The sequence below is a fragment of the Stenotrophomonas sp. YJH_SMC_20 genome, from assembly GCF_059367845.1.
On sequence record NZ_JCAFRG010000001.1, the window covers coordinates 381,934 to 401,797 of the forward strand.

15 protein-coding genes are annotated in these 19,864 nt (G+C 67.6%); 8 read left to right on the forward strand and 7 right to left on the reverse strand.

From position 1 onward, the window contains the following. Nucleotides 1–5: 5 nt before the first annotated feature. Both AC5P6A_RS01760 and AC5P6A_RS01765 read left to right on the forward strand, forming a co-directional pair. On the forward strand, nucleotides 6–2,060 hold the full coding sequence (locus AC5P6A_RS01760; protein WP_180876276.1) for a glycoside hydrolase family 97 N-terminal domain-containing protein: 2,055 nt from the start codon (nucleotides 6–8) through the stop codon (nucleotides 2,058–2,060). A gap of 275 nt (nucleotides 2,061–2,335) precedes the next feature. Then, a complete protein-coding gene (locus tag AC5P6A_RS01765; protein ID WP_180876165.1) occupies nucleotides 2,336–5,092 on the forward strand; it encodes a TonB-dependent receptor in 2,757 nt (918 codons plus the stop codon). A gap of 230 nt (nucleotides 5,093–5,322) precedes the next feature. Here the strand turns inward: AC5P6A_RS01765 and AC5P6A_RS01770 are convergent, their stop codons facing one another. Then, complete coding sequence (locus tag AC5P6A_RS01770; RefSeq protein ID WP_180876167.1) at nucleotides 5,323–6,936, reverse strand: alpha-amylase family glycosyl hydrolase; 1,614 nt, start codon at nucleotides 6,934–6,936, stop codon at nucleotides 5,323–5,325. A gap of 214 nt (nucleotides 6,937–7,150) precedes the next feature. Between AC5P6A_RS01770 and AC5P6A_RS01775 the strand changes: the two genes are divergently transcribed. Then, nucleotides 7,151–8,149, forward strand: coding sequence for a polyprenyl synthetase family protein (locus AC5P6A_RS01775; RefSeq protein WP_111101859.1), 999 nt, complete (start codon nucleotides 7,151–7,153; stop codon nucleotides 8,147–8,149). Nucleotides 8,150–8,368: 219 nt separating this feature from the next. On the opposite strand, the gene AC5P6A_RS01780 is transcribed toward AC5P6A_RS01775, so the two are convergent. Then, a complete protein-coding gene (locus AC5P6A_RS01780; protein WP_180876170.1) occupies nucleotides 8,369–9,160 on the reverse strand; it encodes a dienelactone hydrolase family protein in 792 nt (263 codons plus the stop codon). Between the two features lie 133 nt (nucleotides 9,161–9,293). Between AC5P6A_RS01780 and AC5P6A_RS01785 the strand changes: the two genes are divergently transcribed. Then, entirely contained in the window at nucleotides 9,294–9,887 is a 594-nt protein-coding gene (locus tag AC5P6A_RS01785) for an SMI1/KNR4 family protein (RefSeq protein WP_180876173.1), read from the forward strand. Nucleotides 9,888–9,974: 87 nt separating this feature from the next. Here the strand turns inward: AC5P6A_RS01785 and AC5P6A_RS01790 are convergent, their stop codons facing one another. From AC5P6A_RS01790 to AC5P6A_RS01805, 4 genes are all read right to left on the reverse strand, one after another. Then, on the reverse strand, nucleotides 9,975–10,508 hold the full coding sequence (locus AC5P6A_RS01790; RefSeq protein ID WP_495222203.1) for a hypothetical protein: 534 nt from the start codon (nucleotides 10,506–10,508) through the stop codon (nucleotides 9,975–9,977). Nucleotides 10,509–10,603: 95 nt separating this feature from the next. Further along, nucleotides 10,604–12,013 carry a UDP-N-acetylmuramoyl-L-alanine--D-glutamate ligase gene (murD, locus tag AC5P6A_RS01795; protein ID WP_495222204.1) on the reverse strand — a complete coding sequence of 470 codons (1,410 nt, stop codon included), beginning with the start codon at nucleotides 12,011–12,013 and terminating at the stop codon, nucleotides 10,604–10,606. Then, a complete protein-coding gene (murL, locus tag AC5P6A_RS01800) occupies nucleotides 11,994–13,346 on the reverse strand; it encodes a UDP-N-acetyl-alpha-D-muramoyl-L-alanyl-L-glutamate epimerase (RefSeq protein ID WP_227844104.1) in 1,353 nt (450 codons plus the stop codon). The genes murD and murL overlap by 20 nt, the downstream gene beginning before the upstream one ends. A gap of 76 nt (nucleotides 13,347–13,422) precedes the next feature. Next, complete coding sequence (locus AC5P6A_RS01805) at nucleotides 13,423–16,017, reverse strand: bifunctional aspartate kinase/diaminopimelate decarboxylase (RefSeq protein ID WP_346474188.1); 2,595 nt, start codon at nucleotides 16,015–16,017, stop codon at nucleotides 13,423–13,425. Between the two features lie 75 nt (nucleotides 16,018–16,092). On the opposite strand from AC5P6A_RS01805, the gene AC5P6A_RS01810 reads away from it, so the two are divergent. Together AC5P6A_RS01810 and AC5P6A_RS01815 are read left to right on the forward strand one after the other, a co-directional pair. Further along, nucleotides 16,093–16,968: a PhzF family phenazine biosynthesis isomerase gene (locus AC5P6A_RS01810; RefSeq protein WP_180876183.1), complete on the forward strand. Its 876-nt coding sequence runs from the start codon at nucleotides 16,093–16,095 to the stop codon at nucleotides 16,966–16,968. Between the two features lie 113 nt (nucleotides 16,969–17,081). Continuing rightward, nucleotides 17,082–17,960 carry a PhzF family phenazine biosynthesis protein gene (locus AC5P6A_RS01815; protein ID WP_180876185.1) on the forward strand — a complete coding sequence of 293 codons (879 nt, stop codon included), beginning with the start codon at nucleotides 17,082–17,084 and terminating at the stop codon, nucleotides 17,958–17,960. A gap of 99 nt (nucleotides 17,961–18,059) precedes the next feature. On the opposite strand, the gene AC5P6A_RS01820 is transcribed toward AC5P6A_RS01815, so the two are convergent. Further along, nucleotides 18,060–18,491, reverse strand: coding sequence for an OsmC family peroxiredoxin (locus AC5P6A_RS01820; RefSeq protein WP_134730459.1), 432 nt, complete (start codon nucleotides 18,489–18,491; stop codon nucleotides 18,060–18,062). 372 nt (nucleotides 18,492–18,863) lie between these two features. On the opposite strand from AC5P6A_RS01820, the gene AC5P6A_RS01825 reads away from it, so the two are divergent. Both AC5P6A_RS01825 and AC5P6A_RS01830 read left to right on the forward strand, forming a co-directional pair. After that, nucleotides 18,864–19,262, forward strand: coding sequence for an HU family DNA-binding protein (locus tag AC5P6A_RS01825; RefSeq protein ID WP_005408442.1), 399 nt, complete (start codon nucleotides 18,864–18,866; stop codon nucleotides 19,260–19,262). Nucleotides 19,263–19,547: 285 nt separating this feature from the next. Then, nucleotides 19,548–19,856: a DUF3861 family protein gene (locus AC5P6A_RS01830; RefSeq protein WP_180876278.1), complete on the forward strand. Its 309-nt coding sequence runs from the start codon at nucleotides 19,548–19,550 to the stop codon at nucleotides 19,854–19,856. Nucleotides 19,857–19,864 lie beyond the last annotated feature (8 nt).

Sequence of the window (19,864 nt, forward strand, 5' to 3'; positions counted from 1 at the left end):
GGGAACTGCCGATGTCACCCACTGCTGTACGCGCGGCAATCGCGCACCTGCTCGGCCTGGTCCTGTTGGCCTGGGCCACGCTGGCACAGGCCGCGCCACAGGTCGCCAGCGTCGAATCACCCGGCAAGGTGCTGAAGGTCAGCCTCGTGCTGGACGGCGGCACCGCGCGCTACCGCGTCGAGCGTTTCGGCGAACCCGTGGTGGAGGATTCGAAGCTTGGCTTTGCCCTGCGCGACGGTCGCCTGGACCGCGATTTCGCCCTGCTTGGCCAGCAGCAGCGCAGCGTCGACGACAGCTGGGAGCAGCCGTGGGGCGAGCGCCGGCTCACCCGCAACCACTTCAACGAGCTGACCGTGCAGCTGGCCGAAACCACCGGCAGCAAGCGACGGCTGGATGTGGTGTTCCGCGTCTACGACGATGGTCTCGGCTTCCGCTATGTGTTCCCTGAGCAACCGAACCTGCGCGAGGCGATCATCGATGACGAACTGACCGAGTTTGCCATCGCGCCTGAATCCACCGCTTGGTGGATCCCCGCCGGCGAACCGATCCACTACGAATACCTCTACCAGCGCACGCCGCTACGCGAAGTACCGCTGGTGCATACGCCGATGACCCTGCGCAGCCGCGATGGCCTGCATCTGGCGATCCACGAGGCGGCGCTGGTGGACTATGCCGGCATGTGGCTGCGGCGCACCGAGGGGCAGCGCCTGCGCGCGCAGCTCTCGCCCTCGGCCGAAGGCTGGAAGGTACGCCGCGCCCTGCCCTTCGCCACGCCGTGGCGCACGCTGCAGATCGCCGACCGTGCCGGTGGTCTGGTCGAATCAGACCTGATCCTCAACCTCAACGAACCCAACGCGCTGGGCGATGTGAGCTGGGTGAAGCCAGCCAAGTACCTGGGCGTGTGGTGGTCGATGCACCTGGACAACGAGAGCTGGGCGACCGGGCCGAAGCATGCGGCTACCACCGCCAAGACGAAAAAAGTCATCGACTTCGCCGCCGCGCACGGCTTCCGTGGCGTGCTGGTGGAAGGCTGGAACCCGGGCTGGGACGGCATGTGGGTGGGCAATGGTTATGACTTCGATTTCACCCGGGCCACGCCCGATTTCGACTTTGAAGCGCTGTCGGCATATGGCCTGAAGAAGGGCGTACACCTGATCGGCCACCATGAAACCGGCTGCGCCATCGAGCACTACGAGGACCAGTTGGGTGCCGCGCTGGACCTGTATGCAAGGCTGGGCGTGGACCAGTTCAAGACCGGCTATGTGTGCGACGACGGCCAGGTCGATCGTCGCAATCCGGCAGGGGGACCGCTGTGGCGCGAGTGGCACGACGGGCAGTTCATGGCCCGCCACCATCTGAAGGTGGTGCAGGAGGCCGCGCGCCGGCACCTGTCGGTGAACCCGCATGAGCCGATCAAGGACACCGGCCTGCGCCGCACCTATCCCAACTGGATCTCGCGCGAAGGCGCGCGCGGCATGGAGTACAACGCCTGGGGCCAGCCGCCGAACCCGCCGGAGCACGAGGTCAACCTGGTGTTCACCCGCATGCTGGCCGGGCCGATGGATTACACCCCCGGCATCCTCAGCCTGAAGGGCCGCCACGGCCAGGCCATCCCCAGTACGTTGGCGCGCCAACTGGCGCTGTACGTGGTGCTGTACAGCCCGATCCAGATGGCCGCCGACCTGCCCGAACACTACCTGCAGCATCGCGAGGCGTTCCGTTTCATCGAGGACGTGGCGGTGGACTGGGAGCAGAGCCGCGTGCTCGATGGTGAAGTGGGCGACTACGTGACGATCGTGCGCCGCGACCGCAACAGCCGCGACTGGTTCCTCGGCAGCATCACCGATGAGCACGGCCGCATGCTGCCGGTATCGCTGGGCTTCCTGGAGCCGGGCGTGCGTTATCGCGCCGAGATCTACCGCGATGGCGGGGACGCGGATTTCCGCAGCAATCCATTCGCGTTCGCACGCGAAACCCGCGAGGTGACCAGCGCCGATGCACTGACGCTGGTACTGGCACCGGGCGGTGGCCAGGCCATTCGCTTCACGCCGGTCCGCTGAACGTTTTCCTGCCTGCGCCCCCGTAGCGCCCGAGCCCACGCTCGGGCGGCGGTGCGTAGCACCGAAATGCAGCCGAGCATGGGCTCGGCTCTACAGAGCGAGATACTTGAAAGCGATTACATCCCTGCAGACGCCATTGAATACGTATGCAGGGTGATTCCCGCGAAGAACGCGCTGCCTACCATAGCGGCGACGACAGCGGCCACCGCGTCGCACGTTCACGGCCCCGCCGGAACGCTCACAAATCGATCTGCAACATTGCCTGGGAGGGGAAAATGTTGAACCACAAGCGCAGCGCGCTGAGCATCGCGCTGGCCGTTGTCCTGGCGCCGACGCTGGCGTCGGCACAGTCCACGCAGAGCGTCACCACGCCGGCCGGCACCGCCGCCACCAACCTCGATACGGTGCAGGTCACCGGCATCCGCCGCGGCATCGAGAGCGCGATCGCGGTCAAGCAGGACGCCACCTCGGTGGTCGAAGCGATCTCCGCCGAAGACATCGGCAAGCTGCCCGACGTCAGCATCGCCGAGTCCATCTCGCGCCTGCCCGGCCTGGCCGCGCAGCGCGTGGCGGGCCGTGCGCAGGTGATCAGCGTGCGCGGCCTGTCGCCGGACTTCGCCACCACCCTGCTCAACGGCCGCGAAGTGGTCAGCACCGGCGACAACCGCGGCGTCGAGTTCGACCAGTACCCGTCCGAGCTGGTCAACGGCGTGACGGTGTACAAGACCCCGGACGCGGCGCTGGTCGGCCAGGGCCTGTCGGGCACCATCGACATGCAGACCGCGCGCCCGCTCAGCTTCGGCGAGCGCGTGATCGCGGTCAGTGGCCGCTACCAGAAGAGTTCGCTGGGCCGCGCCGCCAACGTCGATCCATACGGCAACCGCTTCAGCGCCAGCTACATCGACCAGTTCCTGGACAAGACCCTGGGCATCGCCATCGGCTACGCGCACAGCGACATGCCGATCCAGGAGAACCAGGTCGGCCTGTACGAGCCGTGGACCACCGAGCACACCGACAAGGGCGACCGTCCGGGCGTGGGCGTCGGCACCTACTTCTCCGATGGCATCAAGGCGCTGCGCCGCACCGGCAACAACAAGCGCGACGGCGTGATGGCGACGATCCAGTTCCGGCCGAACAACAGCTGGACCAGCACCTTCGATGCATTCCACACCGAAGCCGAGCAGATCGACACCGCCAACCAGTTCGAGCTGAACCTCAGCAACTACAACGGCAACTACACCCCGGGCCTGCTGGTCAGCAACCCGCAGGTCAACGCCAATGGTTCGTTCACCGGCGGCACCGCCAGCGGCGTGTACCCGCTGGTGCGCGGCATGTACAACAAGCGCAAGGACAAGATCGATGCGTTCGGCTGGAACAACGAGTTCAACTTCAGCGGCGTCAAGCTGGTCGCCGACCTGAACTACTCCAAGGCCACGCGCGATGAGCTGAACCTGGAAAACAACCTGCAGCTGACCCCGATGCCACAGCTGGATACGGTCGGCGTGTCGATCCGCCAGAACGGCTTCTCGCAGATCAGCCCGGGCCTGAACTACTCCAATCCCGATGCGCTGTTCCTGACCAACACCATCTACGGCTCCGGCTACGGCAAGGTGCCGCAGGTGGAAGACCGCCTGAAGGGTGGCAAGCTGGCCGCCACCATCGCGCTGCCCGATGCCATCGCGTCGTGGGCGCCGGACATCGACATCGGCGTGAACTACGCCGACCGCCGCAAGGTGAAGACCCAGTCCGAAGGCAACATCCTGCTGGGTGCGCAGGGCGATGCCAACATCGCCTCGGACCTGCAGTATCGCCCGGTCAACCTCGGCTTCGCCGGCCTCGGCACCATCCCGGCCTGGAACGTCCCGGCCGCGGTCGGCCGCTACATGACCTTCAACCCGGTCGACAACCTGGACTACCTGATTCCCAAGTCGTGGACGGTGCAGGAGAAGATCACCACCGCCTGGGCGCGCCTGAACATCAACGCCGACATCGGCGACGTCGGCGTGCGCGGCAACATCGGCGTGCAGATGCAGCACACCGACCAGAGCTCGGATTCGCGCTACTGGGACAGCTCGCAGTCGGCCGGCAACAACGTGCAGCCATACTCGAACGGCCGCACCTACAACGATTGGCTGCCGAGCCTGAACCTGGCCTTCCTGTTCCCGCACCAGCAGACGCTGCGCTTCGCCGTCGCCAAGCAGGTCGCACGCCCACGTGTGGACCAGATGCGCGCCGGCCTGGAGTTCGGCGTGGACACCGGCACCGGCCGCCCCGGCGGCAGTGGCGGCAACCCGCTGCTGGACCCGTGGCGTGCCACCGCGCTGGATCTGTCCTATGAGAAGTACTTCGGCGAGAAGGCCTACGTCGCCGCGGCGATCTTCTACAAGGACCTGAAGAGCTACGTCTACACCCAGTCGGTAGACAACTACGACTTCACCGCGCTGCTGGGCAGCTACGTGCCGCCACCGGGCATGACCGCACCGGTGCTGACCACCGGCACCTTCTCCGCGCCGCAGAACGGCAAGGGCGGCACGCTGAAGGGCCTGGAGCTGACCGCATCGTTCCCGCTGGAGATGCTGACCGACAGCCTGCGTGGCTTCGGCGTGCAGGCCAGCGCGACCTTCAACAAGAGCGACATCACCATCCTGGATCCGGAGAGCGCCTCCAGCGTGGGCAGTGACCCGATCAGCCTGCCGGGCCTGTCCAAGCGCGTGTACAACTTCACTGCCTATTACGAGCGCAGCGGTTTTGAAGCACGCGTCAGCCAGCGCCGCCGATCGGACTTCATCGGTGAGATCGGCAACTTCAACGGCAACCGCAGCCTGCGCTATGTCGTCGGCGAAAACGTGACCGATGCGCAGGTCAGCTACACCTTCAGCGACAGCAGCGCCCTGCGTGGCCTGACCCTGCTGCTGCAGGGCAGCAACCTGACCAACGAGCCGTACCGCACCTACGCCGGCAGCAAGGACCGCCCGCTGGAGTACATCGAATGGGGCCGCACCTACATGCTGGGCGTGAACTACAAGTTCTGACCACAGCCGGGTAGTGCCGGCCGCTGGCCGGCAACCACCCCATCGGTAGCGCCGGGCCATGCCCGGCGACGGAAGCCAGGAGCAGGACCGGAAACCCGCTGCGCAGGCAGCGGGTTTTCTTTCGCCCGGTCACCGGCATGCCACCGACCGGCGCCCGGCCATGCCGCTCATAAAAAAGGGACGGGGCGCTTCGGCCCCGTCCCCGCAAGTACCGCCACCGGAGAAAACGGTCAGCTGCGTCGGGCGCAATACACCGCGCGCGGCGGCAGCTGGAGTTCGTTGCCCTGCACCGTGCCCGCATCCGGGCCCGGTACCGCCACCTGCTGCCAGTTCCCCGGCGGCAGCGGATGGGTCACCGCCTCGGCCGACAGGTTGAAGGCCAGCAGGAGGGTTTCATCTGCAAGCATACGCTCGAACAGCAGCACAGGCTCGGCGCTTTCAAGGAATCTGATGCTGCCGTGCAGGAGGGCCGGCTGGGTATGCCGCCAGGCCAGGAACGCGCGGAACGCCGCCAGCACCGAATGCGGGTCGCGCTCCTGCACGGCCACCGCCGCCGCGCGGTGCTCGGCCGGGATCGGCAGCCAGGGCTGCCCGGTGGTGAAACCGGCTAATGGCGCATCTGTCCACGGCATCGGCGTGCGGCAGCCATCACGGCCCTTGAAATTCGGCCAGAAGGTGATGCCATACGGGTCCTGCAGGGCCTCGAACGGTACCTCGGCCTCGGCCAGGCCCAGCTCCTCGCCCTGGTACAGGCAGACCGAGCCGCGCAGCGAGCACAGCATCGCCACCAGCATCCGCGCCAGGCGCGGATCGGCCGGGTGACCGCCCCATCGGCTGACCGCACGCTCCACGTCGTGATTGGACACCGCCCAGCACGGCCAGCCTTCGGTCATCGCCGCTTCCAGCCGCGAGACCGTATCGCGGATGTAGGCCGCACTGTAGTCGTCCACCAGCAGCTCGAAGCTGTAGCCCATGTGCAGGCGGCCATCGCGGGTGTACTCGGCCGTGGTGGCCAGCGAGTCTTCCGAAGAGATCTCGCCCAGGCTGACCGCCCCCGGGTATTCGTCCAGCAGCGCGCGCAGGCGCTCCAGGAACGGCAGGTTCTCCGGCTGCGTGTTGTTGTAGTAGTGGTACTGGTAGGCGTACGGATTGTCCGGGCTGAAGCCGCGCCCCACCCGCTTGTCGGCGGGCTTGGCCGGGTTGTCACGCAGCTGTGCGTCGTGGAAGCAGAAGTTGATCGCATCCAGGCGGAAGCCATCCACGCCGCGGTCCAGCCAGAAGCGCACGTTGTCCAGGGTGGCCTGCTGCACGTCCGGGTTGTGGAAGTTCAGGTCCGGCTGGTCGACCAGGAAGTTGTGCAGGTAGTACTGCTCGCGCCGTGGCTCCCACTGCCAGGCACAGCCGCCGAACAGCGACAGCCAGTTGTTCGGCGGCGTGCCATCCTCGCGCGGGTCGGCCCAGACGTACCAGTCGGCCTTCGGATTGCTGCGGTCCTGGCGGCTCTCGCGGAACCAGGCGTGCTCGATCGAAGTGTGGCTCAGCACCTGGTCGATCATCACCTTCAGGCCCAGGCCGTGGGCCTTGGCCAGCAGGCGGTCGAAGTCGTCCAGGCTGCCGAACAGCGGATCGACGTCGCGGTAGTCGGCGATGTCGTAGCCGAAGTCGGCCATCGGCGACCTGAAGAACGGCGAGATCCAGATCGCATCCACGCCCAGCGCGGCAATGTGGTCCAGGCGCTGGATGATGCCGGGCAGATCGCCCACGCCATCGCCGTTGGCATCAAGGTAACTGCGCGGGTAGATCTGGTAGATGACGGCTCCGCGCCACCATGGATAGTGCGACATCGACAGCCCCCCTCCGGGCATGCGGGACCCGCCAGCAGCGGGCCGAAATCCTGATCCGGCAAGCTTAGCGGTGGCCTCCCGGGCATGGCGCAACCTGCATACGTATTCACGCGGAGGGCCGCGCAGGCCGGGCTGGAATTGCCGCGCGGACCGGTTTGCGCCCGAATTCACGGCCAGCGCCTATAATCAGTGGTGAGCCTGAAAGCCTGATCGCATGACCATCACCGAAGACACCCGTCCCGCCCTGGGCCTGCCCCAGATCCAGTCGCTTGCCGCGGCCGACATGGCCGCCGTCGACGCCCTGATCCGGCGCCGGCTGTCTTCGGACGTCGTGCTGATCAACCAGATCGCCGACCACATCATTTCCGCCGGCGGCAAACGCCTGCGCCCGATGCTGGTGATGCTGGCCGGCCACGCGGTGGGCCAGGCCGGCCCAGAACACCACCAGCTGGCGGCGATCATCGAGTTCATCCACACCTCCACCCTGCTGCACGACGACGTGGTGGACGAGTCCAGCCTGCGGCGTGGCCGCAGCACCGCCAACGCGCTGTGGGGCAACGCGCCCAGCGTGCTGGTGGGCGACTTCCTGTACTCGCGCAGCTTCCAGCTGATGGTCGAGCTGGAGCGCATGCCGGTGATGCAGATCCTGGCCGATGCCACCAACCGCATCGCCGAGGGTGAGGTGTTGCAGCTGCTGCACGTGCACAACCCCGATACCGACGAAGCCGCGTACCTCCGCGTGATCGAGCGCAAGACCGCGGTGCTGTTCGCCGCCGGCACCCGCCTGGGCGCGCTGGCCAGTGGCGTAGACGAAGCCAAGCAACAGGCCCTGTTCGACTACGGCATGCATCTGGGCTACGCGTTCCAGATTGCCGACGACGTGCTGGACTACTCGGCCAACGCCGAGGAGCTGGGCAAGAACCTGGGCGACGACCTCGCCGAGGGCAAGGCCACGCTGCCGCTGATCCACGCGATGGCCCACTCCGACGACGCTACCCGCGAACGCCTGCGCACCATCGTGCAGGACGGCGACGCCTCGGCGATGCCGGAAGTGCTGGCCGCGATCCGTGCCACCGGCGGCCTGGAGTACAGCCGCGCGCGTGCCGAGGAATATGCCGAAGCCGCCGAGCGCGCGCTCGATGGCCTGGGCGACAACGATGCCGTGGCCGCCCTGCGTGGCCTGGCCCGCTACGCGGTGCAGCGCTCGCATTGACCGGTAGTGCCGACCAACGGTCGGCACCTACCAAACCGGCATTCCGGTGGGTGCCGACCGTTGGCCGGCACTGAAACGGTCGCATTGACCGCATCTGGTAGTGCCGGCCGCTGGCCGGCATTGAAGCATCGGTAGGTGCCGGCCGCTGGCCGGCATTCCCGATGACATCCGCAGCATCATGAGGTTGCCGGCCAGCGGCCGGCACTACCGCTGCACGAATCAATGTTTCTCGAAGCGCTCCTCGAAGAACTCATCCAGCGCCTTCCACGCGCGCTTGGCCGCCCGCTCGTTGTACTGGCACCCCGGCGGGCTGTTGGCGTCGCGCTCGGCGAAGCAGTGCACCGCACCGCTGTAGTTGGTGAACTCCCAATCGACCTTGGCCGCGTCCATTTCCTTCTGGAAGCCAGCGATGTCCTCGGCGGTCACGCTCCTGTCGTCGGCGCCGTTGAGCACCAGCACCGACGGATGGCTGCCACCGGCCTGCGCCGGCAGCGGTGAACCCAGCCCGCCGTGCAGGCTGACCACAGCGGCCAGCGGCGCACCGGCGCGAGCCAGCTCCAGCACCGTGGTGCCACCGAAACAGAAACCGACCGCACCGATCCGGCTGGCATCCAGCGGTACCTTGCCAGCCTGCGCCTTGAGCACGTTCACCGCTTCCAGCGCACGCGCGCGCAGCAGCGGCCTGTCGTTGCGCAGCTTGCTGGCCACCGGCCCGGCCTCGGCATCGGTCTTCGGCCGCACGCCCTTTCCGTAGACATCGGCCACCAGCACCACGTAGTCGTCACCGGCCAGCTGCTTGGCCTTCTCGATGGCCGATTCGTTCACACCCTTCCAGTTCGGCACCATCACCAGGCCCGGGCGCTTGTCATGCTCGCCGTCGTCATAGACCAGCACGCCACTGAAGGTCGTGCCCTGATGCTTCCACTCCACCGGCTGCGTCTTCATCGCCGCCCACGCCGGCATCGCCGCCAGCCCCAGGATCACCGCCACACCGCATCGCCAACGATTCATGCGCCTGCTCCGCAAGAAAAAGGGGACGGAGGGGATTAAGCCGTAAACGCCCCTCCCGCGTCGCATTCTGCATTGGCGGCGTGACGCAGGTGTGGTTGGATACGACTTAATCCCCTCCGTCCCCTTTTTTCGCATGAATCTTGTTGATCGCTTTCTGTCTGGCCTGATCCCGCGTTTGCCTGCCGAGGATGCCCCGCAGTGGGTACATGTCCAGGGCGCCAGCGCCGAAGACCTGCAGCGCCTGCATGTGCAGTGGCCGCAGGTGCCGGGCAGCCTGGTGGAACTGCTGTCGCGCGTGGATGGCACCCACTACCGGGAGTACCCCGCGGGCAAGGTCTGCGTGCTGATGCTCGGCTCGGATGTCGAGGGCGGCGGCTATCCGTACTACCTGCGATCGGTCGCGCAGATCTTCGAGGACCAGCAGCGGTGGGACGACAGCATCCGTTCCATCTACGAAGAGTGGCTGGATGAGGAGCCGGAGATCCTGGGTGAAGGCATCGACGGTGATCTGCCGATGAGCAAGCGCCTGTGCTTCTCGCACTGCATGAACAACGGCGGCACCTCGATGCTGTACCTGGATTTCGATCCGGCACCGGGCGGCACCGTCGGCCAGGTGGTGCGCTATCTGCATGATCCGGACAGCTACGCAGTCATCGCGCCAAGCTTCGATGCGTACCTGCAGCAGCTCATTGACGGCGGTTACGCGTTCATCGACGAAGACGAATGAAGGCCGCCGAGCGTGGGCTCGGCGCTACAGTAGAGCCACGCCATGCGTGGATGAATTTCCCCGCAGGTTGCCGGCCAGCGGCCGGCACTACCCGCGTTCGATCCAGTGCAACGTGCCCGGCATGAGCGCCAGCAGGTCCGCTGCGGCCAGCTGATCCCGCGACCAGCGCCGTTCCGGCGGCTTCGGCTGCCGGGCACCGACCGAACCGTCGTAGTCGCGTACCAGCAGTCCGACGCGCGCCGCGCTTGCGGCCAGCAGGGCATCGATGCGCTGCAGCCACTGGCCGGCGTCGCCCACTGCTTCATCGCGACGTACCTGCTGATCCTGTTCATGGCGCGCTCGCTGCTCGGCCAGCGCGCGGGCGATCTTGGCTTCGCTCCAGCCCTTCCTGCGCCAGCGTTCAGCATCGCCCTTCCACTCCCGCTCGGCCCGCGACGAGGCCAGCGCAGTACCGCAATCGCAGTGCGCGGCGCTCAGCCACGGCTGCCAGCCAGGCCCGACCGCGGCCTGCAGGCTGGGCGAATCCTGCGCAAACAGGCGCCGGCCACTGCGCCGCATGATCGCGGCGGCTTCAACGTGCGATAAGGATGCGGGCAGGAACAGGGTAATGAAGGTGCACATGCGGCTATCCGAGTCCGTCCGGGGATACGCCCATGGTAACTCGCCGGGGTCAGAGCCCATTCCTGAGGAAAGGGATCCGACCCCGATCCGGCGGATCAGGCGATGCCCAACCCCGGAATCGCGCTGATGCTGTCCGGGTCAAACCCGGCCAGCTCGGCGAAATGACGGCCACGCGCCACGTAATCGCGGTAGGCACCAAAACTGGGCGCGCCCGGCGACAGCAGCACCACCCCGCCCTGCGCACCCAGCGCCGCGCGTGCAAGCGCCATCGCCTCGGGCAGATCCGACGCCGCGTGCAGACCGAAGCGGCCGGCATCGGCCAGCGGCTGCAGCATGGCATGGATGCGCGGGCCGTTGCTGCCCATGGTCACGATCTCCACCGGCGGCACGTCGTGGGCCATGTGCTGCATGAAATCGGTCCAGTCCAGGCCACGGTCGTGCCCGCCCACCAGCAGCGCGATGCGCTGCCCGGCGAAGCATTCCAGCGCGGCCAGGCTGGCATGCGGCGTGGTGCTGATCGAATCGTTGACGTAGGTCAGGCCATGGGCCACGCCAATGCGCTGCAGGCGGTTCGGCAGCGGACGGAAATCCTGCACCGCCGGTGCCAGCGCCACCGCATCCAGGCCCAGCGCTTCCAGCGCGGCCAGCACCGCGCACAGGTTGCCGCGATTGTGACGGCCCGGCAGCGGCGTGTTACGGGTATCGAACACGGCCTGCTCACCGCGATGCACGATGTCGCCCCGCATGTGCCAGCCCTGCGGCTGGTTGAACCAGACCACCTCACTCTCGGGCAGCGACAGTGCCGCCAGGTGCGGATCTGCGGCATTGAGCACGGCGATGCGCGGTGCGGCTTCAGTCACCAGCCGCAGCTTGTCCTCGATGTAACGTTGTTCGCTGCCGTGCCAGTCCAGGTGTTCCGGGAACAGGTTCAGCACCACTGCCACCTGCGGGTGGGCGCCACTGCGCGCCACTTCACCGGTCTGGTAGCTGGACAGCTCGACGGCCCAGTACTCGGGCGCCGGCTGCGGGTCCAGCACCTCCAGCAGCGGCAGGCCGATGTTGCCGACCAGTCCGGTACGGTGGCCGGCCGCGCGCAACAGGTGCGCGACCAGCGCGGTGGTGGTGCTCTTGCCCTTGGTGCCGGTCACGCACACGGTGTCGTGCACGATGCCATCGTCAGCCGCATGCTCGGCGAACCACAGCGCAGTGCCGCCGATGAAGGTGGTGCCCTGCGCTGCCGCCGCCAGCGCGATCGGCTGATAGGGACTGATGCCGGGCGATTTGATCACCACGTCGAACGCGGCCAGCGCTTCAGCGGAAGGCTCGCCACGCACGTTCAGGGCGCCCTGTGTTTCCACGCGTGCGGCCCCGACTTCGGCCGCCGGGCAGAACAGGCTCAGCGGCAGCGTGGGCAGGCGCTCACGAAGTACCGCAAACGCGGCGCGGCCCTCGCGGCCCCAGCCCCACAGCGCGACGCGCTTTCCTTCAAGCTTCGAAATCTTCACGCACCCGGTCCCACAGCGCAGCCGGAACGCGGTGCTCGCCCTGCAGCTGCAGCAGCGGCGCCAGTTCCAGTTCGGCGGCATCCAGCTGCGGCTGGATTTCATTGCAGAAGCGCTTCACCAACAGGTCTTCCTTCCATTCCGGGCGCTGCGCCAAGGTCGCCATCGCCGAACGCGATTCGCGGCCTTCGCCCACGCACTCGAACGGCTTGTGGTCCTGGAATTCCAGCAGCGCGTCGAAGCCACCGGCCTGTTCGGCATCGTCCAGCAGGTTGCGGCCAAAGATGCGCACCAGGCGCGTCTTGGGCATGAACGGGGCCAGCGCCAGGAAGACGAAATGGCACTTCGGGCAGACGCCGCACCAGCGGTTCACCGGGCGCTCGCCGAGGATGTGGAAATTGCGGTTGCAGCTGGAGAAGTGCGCATCGTAGAAATCGGTCTTGGCGAACTGGCGGGCCACCGCCAGCTCGGACATCGGGCGCAGCAGCGAGTAGTACTGCAGGTCCGCCGCCACGTACTTCCGCACATGGCTGCCGAACGCCTGCTCGCAGGCCCAGCCCTTGGACCACTGGTGATTCACTTCGCCGGTGCCCGGAATCTGGCTGCCGTAGCTGGCCGAACGCTCGTTGGAGAACACGACCTGGTCCACGCCGTGCAGCAACGCGGCCAGCACCATGATTGCCGAGTTCACCACCGTCACCGGGATATGGCCGTTCCAGGCGCCCTGGCGGTTCAACTCGAACAGTTCCGGCGCCAGCGTGCGGCCCAGGTTCAATGTCGGCAGGCCGGTGCGCTCAGCGCACGCACGGATCAGCTGCGAGCCACCGATCCAGGTCACGGTCTCGTCCACGCCGGCACGGCGCAGCGCTTCGATGCTCACCAGCGAATCCTTGCCGCCGCCGATGGCCACCAGCGCGTGCGGCCGCAGACCCAGCGCCGGCGCCTGCACGGCCTCGCCCTGCACCGGCAACCGGAAGCGGCCGCGCAGGTTCAGGCCGTTGCGGTAGGCGAATTCGCCCAGGCCATTGAGGTAAATGGTCTCCACCAGTGCGGCGGTATCGGCATCGATGCTGTAACTGTCGATGCTGACCGTATCCGGTACGCCGGCCTTGTAGTAGCTGACGCCGGCAATCAGGTGCAGCAGCTGCAGCGCACGCTGCACGGCGGCGGCGCGCGCCTCGTCCAGCGCGAACGGGGCACCGGGCACGGTGATGGTTTCCACCATCTCCGGGCCGTCGTCGAAGGCGTAGACCAGCCGGGCCACGCCGGTATCCGCTGCGAAGTCGCAACGGACGAAGCGGAAGCGGGAAACCTGGTGTTTGTCGAAAGCAGTCATGGTGTATCCGGTCAGGCACGGGCCCGCGCGAGGGCGCGGGGCGTGTCGGTGGGCGGGTGCAGGGCGCGCATGGTGATCATTCGATCACGTCTTCGCGCGGCAACATCCGCTGGTTGTAGGTGTTGGCCATCACATAGCCGTAGGCACCGGCATCTGCGATCAGCATCACGTCGTCCGGCGCGGTGGACACCGGCAGCTTGCGGCGCTTGCCGAACACATCGCTGGATTCGCAGATCGGGCCGACCACATCGAACGCCGCTTCGGCATAACCGCCCTGGCGGCTGAGGTTCTCGATGTCATGCCAGGCGTCGTACAGCGCCGGGCGCATCAGTGCGTTCATGCCGGCGTCCAGGCCGACACGGCGCACGCCGTCCTTTTCCACCACCTGGGTGGCATGGGTCAGCAGCACGCCCGATTCGGCCACCAGGTAGCGGCCCGGCTCGATCGCCAGGCGGAATGCCGGGTGCAGCGCCTTGACCTCGGCCAGGCCCTCGGCCCAGGCGTCCAGGTCGAAGGGTTCGTCTTCGTCGCTGTACGGAATCGGCAGGCCGCCCCCGATATCGATGGTCTGTACGCTGCCGATGCGGCGGGCGAAACCGGCCAGCTCATCGCACATCAGGCGCCAGTGCTGCGCGGTTTCCACGCCGCTGCCCAGGTGCGCATGCAGGCCCACCACGCGGCTGCCCAGTTCGGTGGCCGCGCGCACGAACTCGTCGACGCGGGCGATCGGCAGGCCGAACTTGGACTCCTTGCCACCGGTACGGACCTTGGCGTGGTGGCCCTCGCCCCGGCCCAGATCGACGCGCAGCCACAGCTCGCGGTTGCGGAACAGGTCCGGCCAGCGCTGCAGCGCTTCCACGTTGTCGACGGTCACGGTCACGCCCAGCGCGAACGCCGCCTCGTACTCGCTGCGCGGGCAGAAGCTGGGGGTGAACAGCACGCGCTTGGGCGACAGTTCCGGCAGGTGCTGGAACACATGCTTCAGCTCGCCGTGCGACACGCACTCCAGGCCGAAGCCTTCGGCTTCCAGCAGCTGCAGGATGGCCGGGTGGCTGTTGGCCTTGATCGCATAGTAGCGCTGGTCGATCGGCTTGATTGCGGCCAGTGCACGGGCGCGGGCGCGCACCGTCGGCAGGTGGTAGACGTAGCGTGGCGTACCGGCATCGGCCAGCTGCAGCAGGTGCGCACGCTGGCCGCGCCACCACGGCGTGCCGCGCGGGCGCACGGTGCCGGCAATCTCGCGCCAGCGCGGGCCGAACACTTCGGTCTCCTCCACCGGCATCGCGCCGCTGTCGATCAGCTCTGCGTGCAGGATCGGCAGCAGGCCATCGGCATCGGCCTCGTCGATGACGAAGGTCAGGTTCAGGTCGTTGGACGACTGCGAGATCATGTGCACGCGCTCGCGGCCGAAGGTGGCCCACACGTCCGACAGCTTGTGCAGCAGCGAGCGCATGCCGCGGCCCACCAGGGTGATCGCCGCGCACGGCACGATCACCTTCACCTTGCAGATCTGCGACAGGTCGGCCGACAGCGCGGCCAGCACATCGGTGTTGACCAGGTTCTCGGACGGGTCCAGCGACACGGTGACGTTGGTCTCGGCCGAACCGATCAGGTCCACCGACAGGCCGTGCTTCTTGAACAGGTTGAACACATCGGCCAGGAAGCCGACCTGCTGCCACATGCCGATGCCTTCCATCGACACCAGCACGATGCCGTTGCGGCGGCTGATCGCCTTCACCCCCGGCACCGGTGCGGCGCTGCCATCGATGCTGGTGCCCGGCAGTTCCGGGCGCTCGGTATCGAGGATGGCCATCGGCACGCCGGCATCGCGGCACGGCTTGATCGAGCGCGGGTGAAGCACCTTGGCGCCGGTGGTGGCGATTTCCTGTGCTTCGTAATAGTCCAGGCGGGTCAGCAGGCGCGCGTCCGGCACGTCCCTGGGATTGGCGCTGAACATGCCCGGCACATCGGTCCAGATCTCCACCCGGCTGGCGCCGAGCAGCGCACCGAAGTACGCCGCCGAGGTATCCGAGCCACCACGGCCGAGGATGGCGGTACCGCCATCGGCATGCCGCGAAATGAAGCCCTGGGTGATCAGCAGGCGGGTCGGCTGCGCGCGGAAGCGCTGCACCCACTCCGCATCTGCGCGCCACTGGCAGTTCACCGACAGGCGCTGCGACCAGTCGCTCTGGTTCGGCTGCGGCGGCATCGCGTCCAGCCACTGGCGGGCATCCATCCAGCCCATGTCCAGGCCCGAGGCGCGCAGGTAGGCCGCGCCCAGGGTGGAGGACAGCAGCTCGCCCTGGCCCAGCACTTCGGCCTGCCAGTCGAGCGGACGGGTGGCTGCACGCGCATCGTCGAGCAGGCCCTGCAGCGCGGCCAGCCGTTCGGCCAGCACCTCGCGACCCAGGCCGAGTTCGGCCAGGAAGCCTTCATGGCGTTCGACCAGCGCTGCCACGCGGTCCCGGCTATCGGGCGCGCCGTCGGCAATCGCGGTCAGTTCGTTGGTGACCCCGGACAGCGCCGATACCACCACCAGCACGCGCGAGCCGGTCTCTTCCGCGCGTTTTTTCGCCAGCTTCCCGATCGTGTCCCAGCGGTGACGACGCGACACCGAAGTGCCGCCGAACTTCAGTACGATCCAACGATCGACAAGGGGGGAAGCTGACATGGATTGGCTATGTAGAATGTGGGGAAGCCGCCCTCGGGGGCGGAACCTTTGATTCTAAGCGCAATATCCCCGTAGATGGCCGTCCTCCGTTACCTGCAGCTCGATGTCTTCGCCGCCCGCCCCGGCACCGGCAACCCGCTGGGCGCCATCCTGGACACCGACGGGCTCTCCAGCCGCCAGATGCAGGCCCTGGCTACCTGGCTGAACCTCTCAGAGACGGTGTTCTTCCTGCGCCCCACCGCGCCCGGCGCCGATTACCACATCCGCATCTTCACCCCGACCCGCGAGCTGGCGTTTGCCGGCCACCCCAGCGTCGGCGCCGCCTGGGCGGCGGTGACCTGCGGCCTGGCCCAGCCTCGCGACGGCGCCCTGCTGCAGCAGTGCGTGGCAGGGTTGCTGCCAGTACGGGTGAGCGGCCCGGCCGAGGCACTGGAGATCCAGCTGGCCAGCCCGCCGGCACGGCAACTGGACACGGCCGCGGACGGAGCACCCGAAACACTGCTGGCCCTCGCCGCCAACGGGCACGTGCCCGAACTCTGGGACAACGGCGCGCGCTGGTGGCTGTTGCCGCTACGCGACGCCGCCGCCGTACGCGGGCTGGCACCGGACATGGCCGCGCTGGCCGCCTGGAGTCTCGCCACCGACGCTACAGGCCTGGCCGTCTTCGCCGACGAGGCCAGCTCCGACCACACCCGCGTGGTGCGTGCCTTCTGCCCCGCTGATGCGCCCGCCGTGCCCGAGGATCCAGTGACCGGCAGTGCCAATGCGCTGATAGGCGCCTGGCTGCGGCAGCGGAATGCCCTGCCCGGCCGCGAGGGCCGCTACGTGGCCAGCCAGGGCCGCGAAGTGGGCCGCGATGGCCGCGTGCAGGTGCAGGTCGACGCGCAGGGCGCGGTGTGGATCGGCGGCCAGGTGCAGCCGGTCATCGACGGCCAGATCCGTTGGCTGTAGAGCCGAGCCCACGCTCGGCTGCTTCTTCTCACACCCCGACACAGCCGAGCATGGGCTCGGCTCTACAACCGCGCGTTAAGCTGCGCGCCAACCGATCCTGGAGTTTCGCCCCGATGACCACCCGCCGTTTCCTGCAGCTGGATGTGTTCTCCCCGCGCGCCGGCGCTGGCAACCCGCTGGCCGTGGTACTCGATGCCGACGGCCTGGACGACGCCAGCATGCAGGCGATCGCGCGCTGGACGCGTCTGCCCGAGACCACCTTCGTGTTCCCGCCCCAGGCAGCCGGTGCCAGCTACCGGCTGCGCATGTTCAGCCCGCAGAAGGAAGTGCCGTTCGCCGGCCACCCCAGCGTCGGCACCGCGCATGCGGTGCTGCAGGTGGGCCTGGCCGGAGCGGTTGACGGTGTGCTGGTGCAGGACGGCATTGCCGGCGCGCTGCCGCTGCGCGTCAGCGGTGAGGGTACGCAACAGCGCATCGCCATCCGCACCCCGCGCGCGCAGCTGGCCGAAACTGCCGAGGCCTGCGATCCACGCCTGCAGGCTGCACTGAGGGGCTGGCCGCTGGGTTCGTTGCCGCCGGCGCGCATGCAGGGCGGGCGTAGCTGGTGGGTGGTGCAGGTGGCCGATGAAGCCGCGTTGCGCGCCCTGCAACCCGACTGGGATGCGGTGGCCGCACTGGCCGAGTCCACCGACAGCATGGGCGTGTTCGCCTATGCCTTCAGCGATGGCGGTGAGGGATTCGATCTGGCCGTGCGTGCCTTCGTCGGCAACGGTCGCCGCTTCGAGGACGCCGCCTCGGGTGCGGCCAATGCGGTGCTTGCCGCATGGCTGGACCTGCGCGACGCGCTGCCGCGTGGGCGGACGCCGTTCGAAGTCAGCCAGGGCCGCGAAGTCGGCCATGACGCGCGCCTGACCCTGCTGGTCGATGAGGATGGCGAGGTATGGTCAGGCGGCCAGGTGCAGACCGTCATCACCGGCACCATCGATTGGTAAAGGGACACTGTAGAGCCGAGCCCGCGCTCGGTTGCTCTCCGGCCAGATCACGGGAGCTGCAGAAGCCGAGCATGGGCTCGGCTCTACAGATGCGTCGGCTCAGCCCAGTTCGGCTTCCAGGCTGATCGGCACCGCACTGAGCGCCTTGGACACCGGGCAGTTCTGCTTGGCGTCATCGGCAATGGCGCGGAACTGCGTCGCGTCGATGCCAGGCACCACCGCCTTTACCTTCAGCCGGATCTGCGACAGCTGCGGGCCGCCTTCCATCGACAGGTCGACCTTGGCTTCGGTGTCCAGCGAGGCCGGGGTAAAGCCAGCCTCGCCGAGCTTGGCCGACAGCGCCATGGTGAAACAGCCGGCATGTGCGGCGGCAATCAGCTCTTCTGGATTGGTGCCCTTTTCGTCGCCGAAGCGGCTGTTGAAGCCGTAGCGGGTGTTGTCCAGCAGTCCACTCTGCGGCGTGCTCAGCTGCCCCTTGCCCGACTTCAGATCGCCTTCCCAGTGCGCGGTGGCGTGTCGCGAGATTCCCATTGTGCTGCTCCTGCGTGGCGGTGATGAACGGCCACCCTCGCATGCCACGCGTTAGCCCTGCGTCGCTCCGCCGCACGCCCCACGTCGCCCCCGACCCCGGAAGATGGACACTTCCTCGCCAGCGCGCAACGCATTTTCCTCTTGTTTTCAGTGGTTTCGCGCAGTGCACCAATGGGCAGGCGGCGGGCTTCGAGCACGCTGACACGCCCCCAGCCCCCACCGCCGGCCATGTACTGAATCGGCCTGGATATGAAAAAACATGCACTTTCCGCGCTTCGGGCTATTGGCGGCGCCCAAGAGTTGCCCTACATTGCGCTTGCCGACGGGGTTCGGCGCCGACCAAACAACCAACCGTTCACGGAACAGGAAACCATGGCAAAGACCGCTAAGAAGGCTGCCCCGAAGAAGGCAGTGAAGAAAGTCGCGACGAAGGCAGCCGCCAAGCCGGCCGCTCCGAAGCCGATCAAGGAAGTGCTGACCAAGTCCGGCCTGGTTGCACACATCGCTGAAGCCTCCGGCGTCGTCGCCAAGGACGTCCGCGCTGTGCTGGCCTCGCTGGAAAGCGCCGTCGCCTCCTCGGTGCACAAGAAGGGCGCTGGCTCGTTCACCCTGCCGGGCCTGCTGAAGATCACCACCGTCAATGTGCCGGCCAAGCCGAAGCGCAAGGGCATCAACCCGTTCACCAAGGAAGAGCAGTGGTTCGCTGCCAAGCCGGCCACCACCAAGCTGAAGGTGCGTCCGCTGAAGAAGCTGAAGGACGCCGCGCTGTAAGCGCGCGCCCCAACGCGGATTGCAACGGGACGGCTCTGGCCGTCCCGTTTTTTTTTTGCGCGCTTCCCGCGCCATGCGTGGATGCGCCGCCCCGGGGCCATCCGCAACACAGCGTTGCCGCATATCGGGAAACGACCGCTCAGGCCCGCCGTCACTGGCAGGCGCGCCCTGTGCAGGCCCCGGAACGTACCGGGTGGAACACTGCGTGCAGCGGTGGCCGTCGCCGCCGGCCGTGGCCTTGCCTATGGTGGGCACATCCTCCACAGCTACGGCGAGCACATCCTCATGGCCAGCCCCTCCACCCGCTACCGGATCTCGGTGACCCCCATCGAAAAGGACGGGTTGCAGTGCGCCGGGCGCTGCACCATCGAACTGGAACATCGCGCCAGCCGAGACCTCATGCGCCTGCTGGAAGCGGCGCCGCGCACCGCTGGCGTCAGCGGCGACGAGCGCGCGACCCTGGTGATCGCCACCCAGCTGCTGCGCGACATCGTGCAGCGCCACGCCGAAACAGAAGGCCATGCCCTGGCCGCCATCGCCGCGCAGGTGCTGCCGGCGCTGGATGCACTGGAACAGCTGCCCTCCTCCCGCTGATCGCCGCA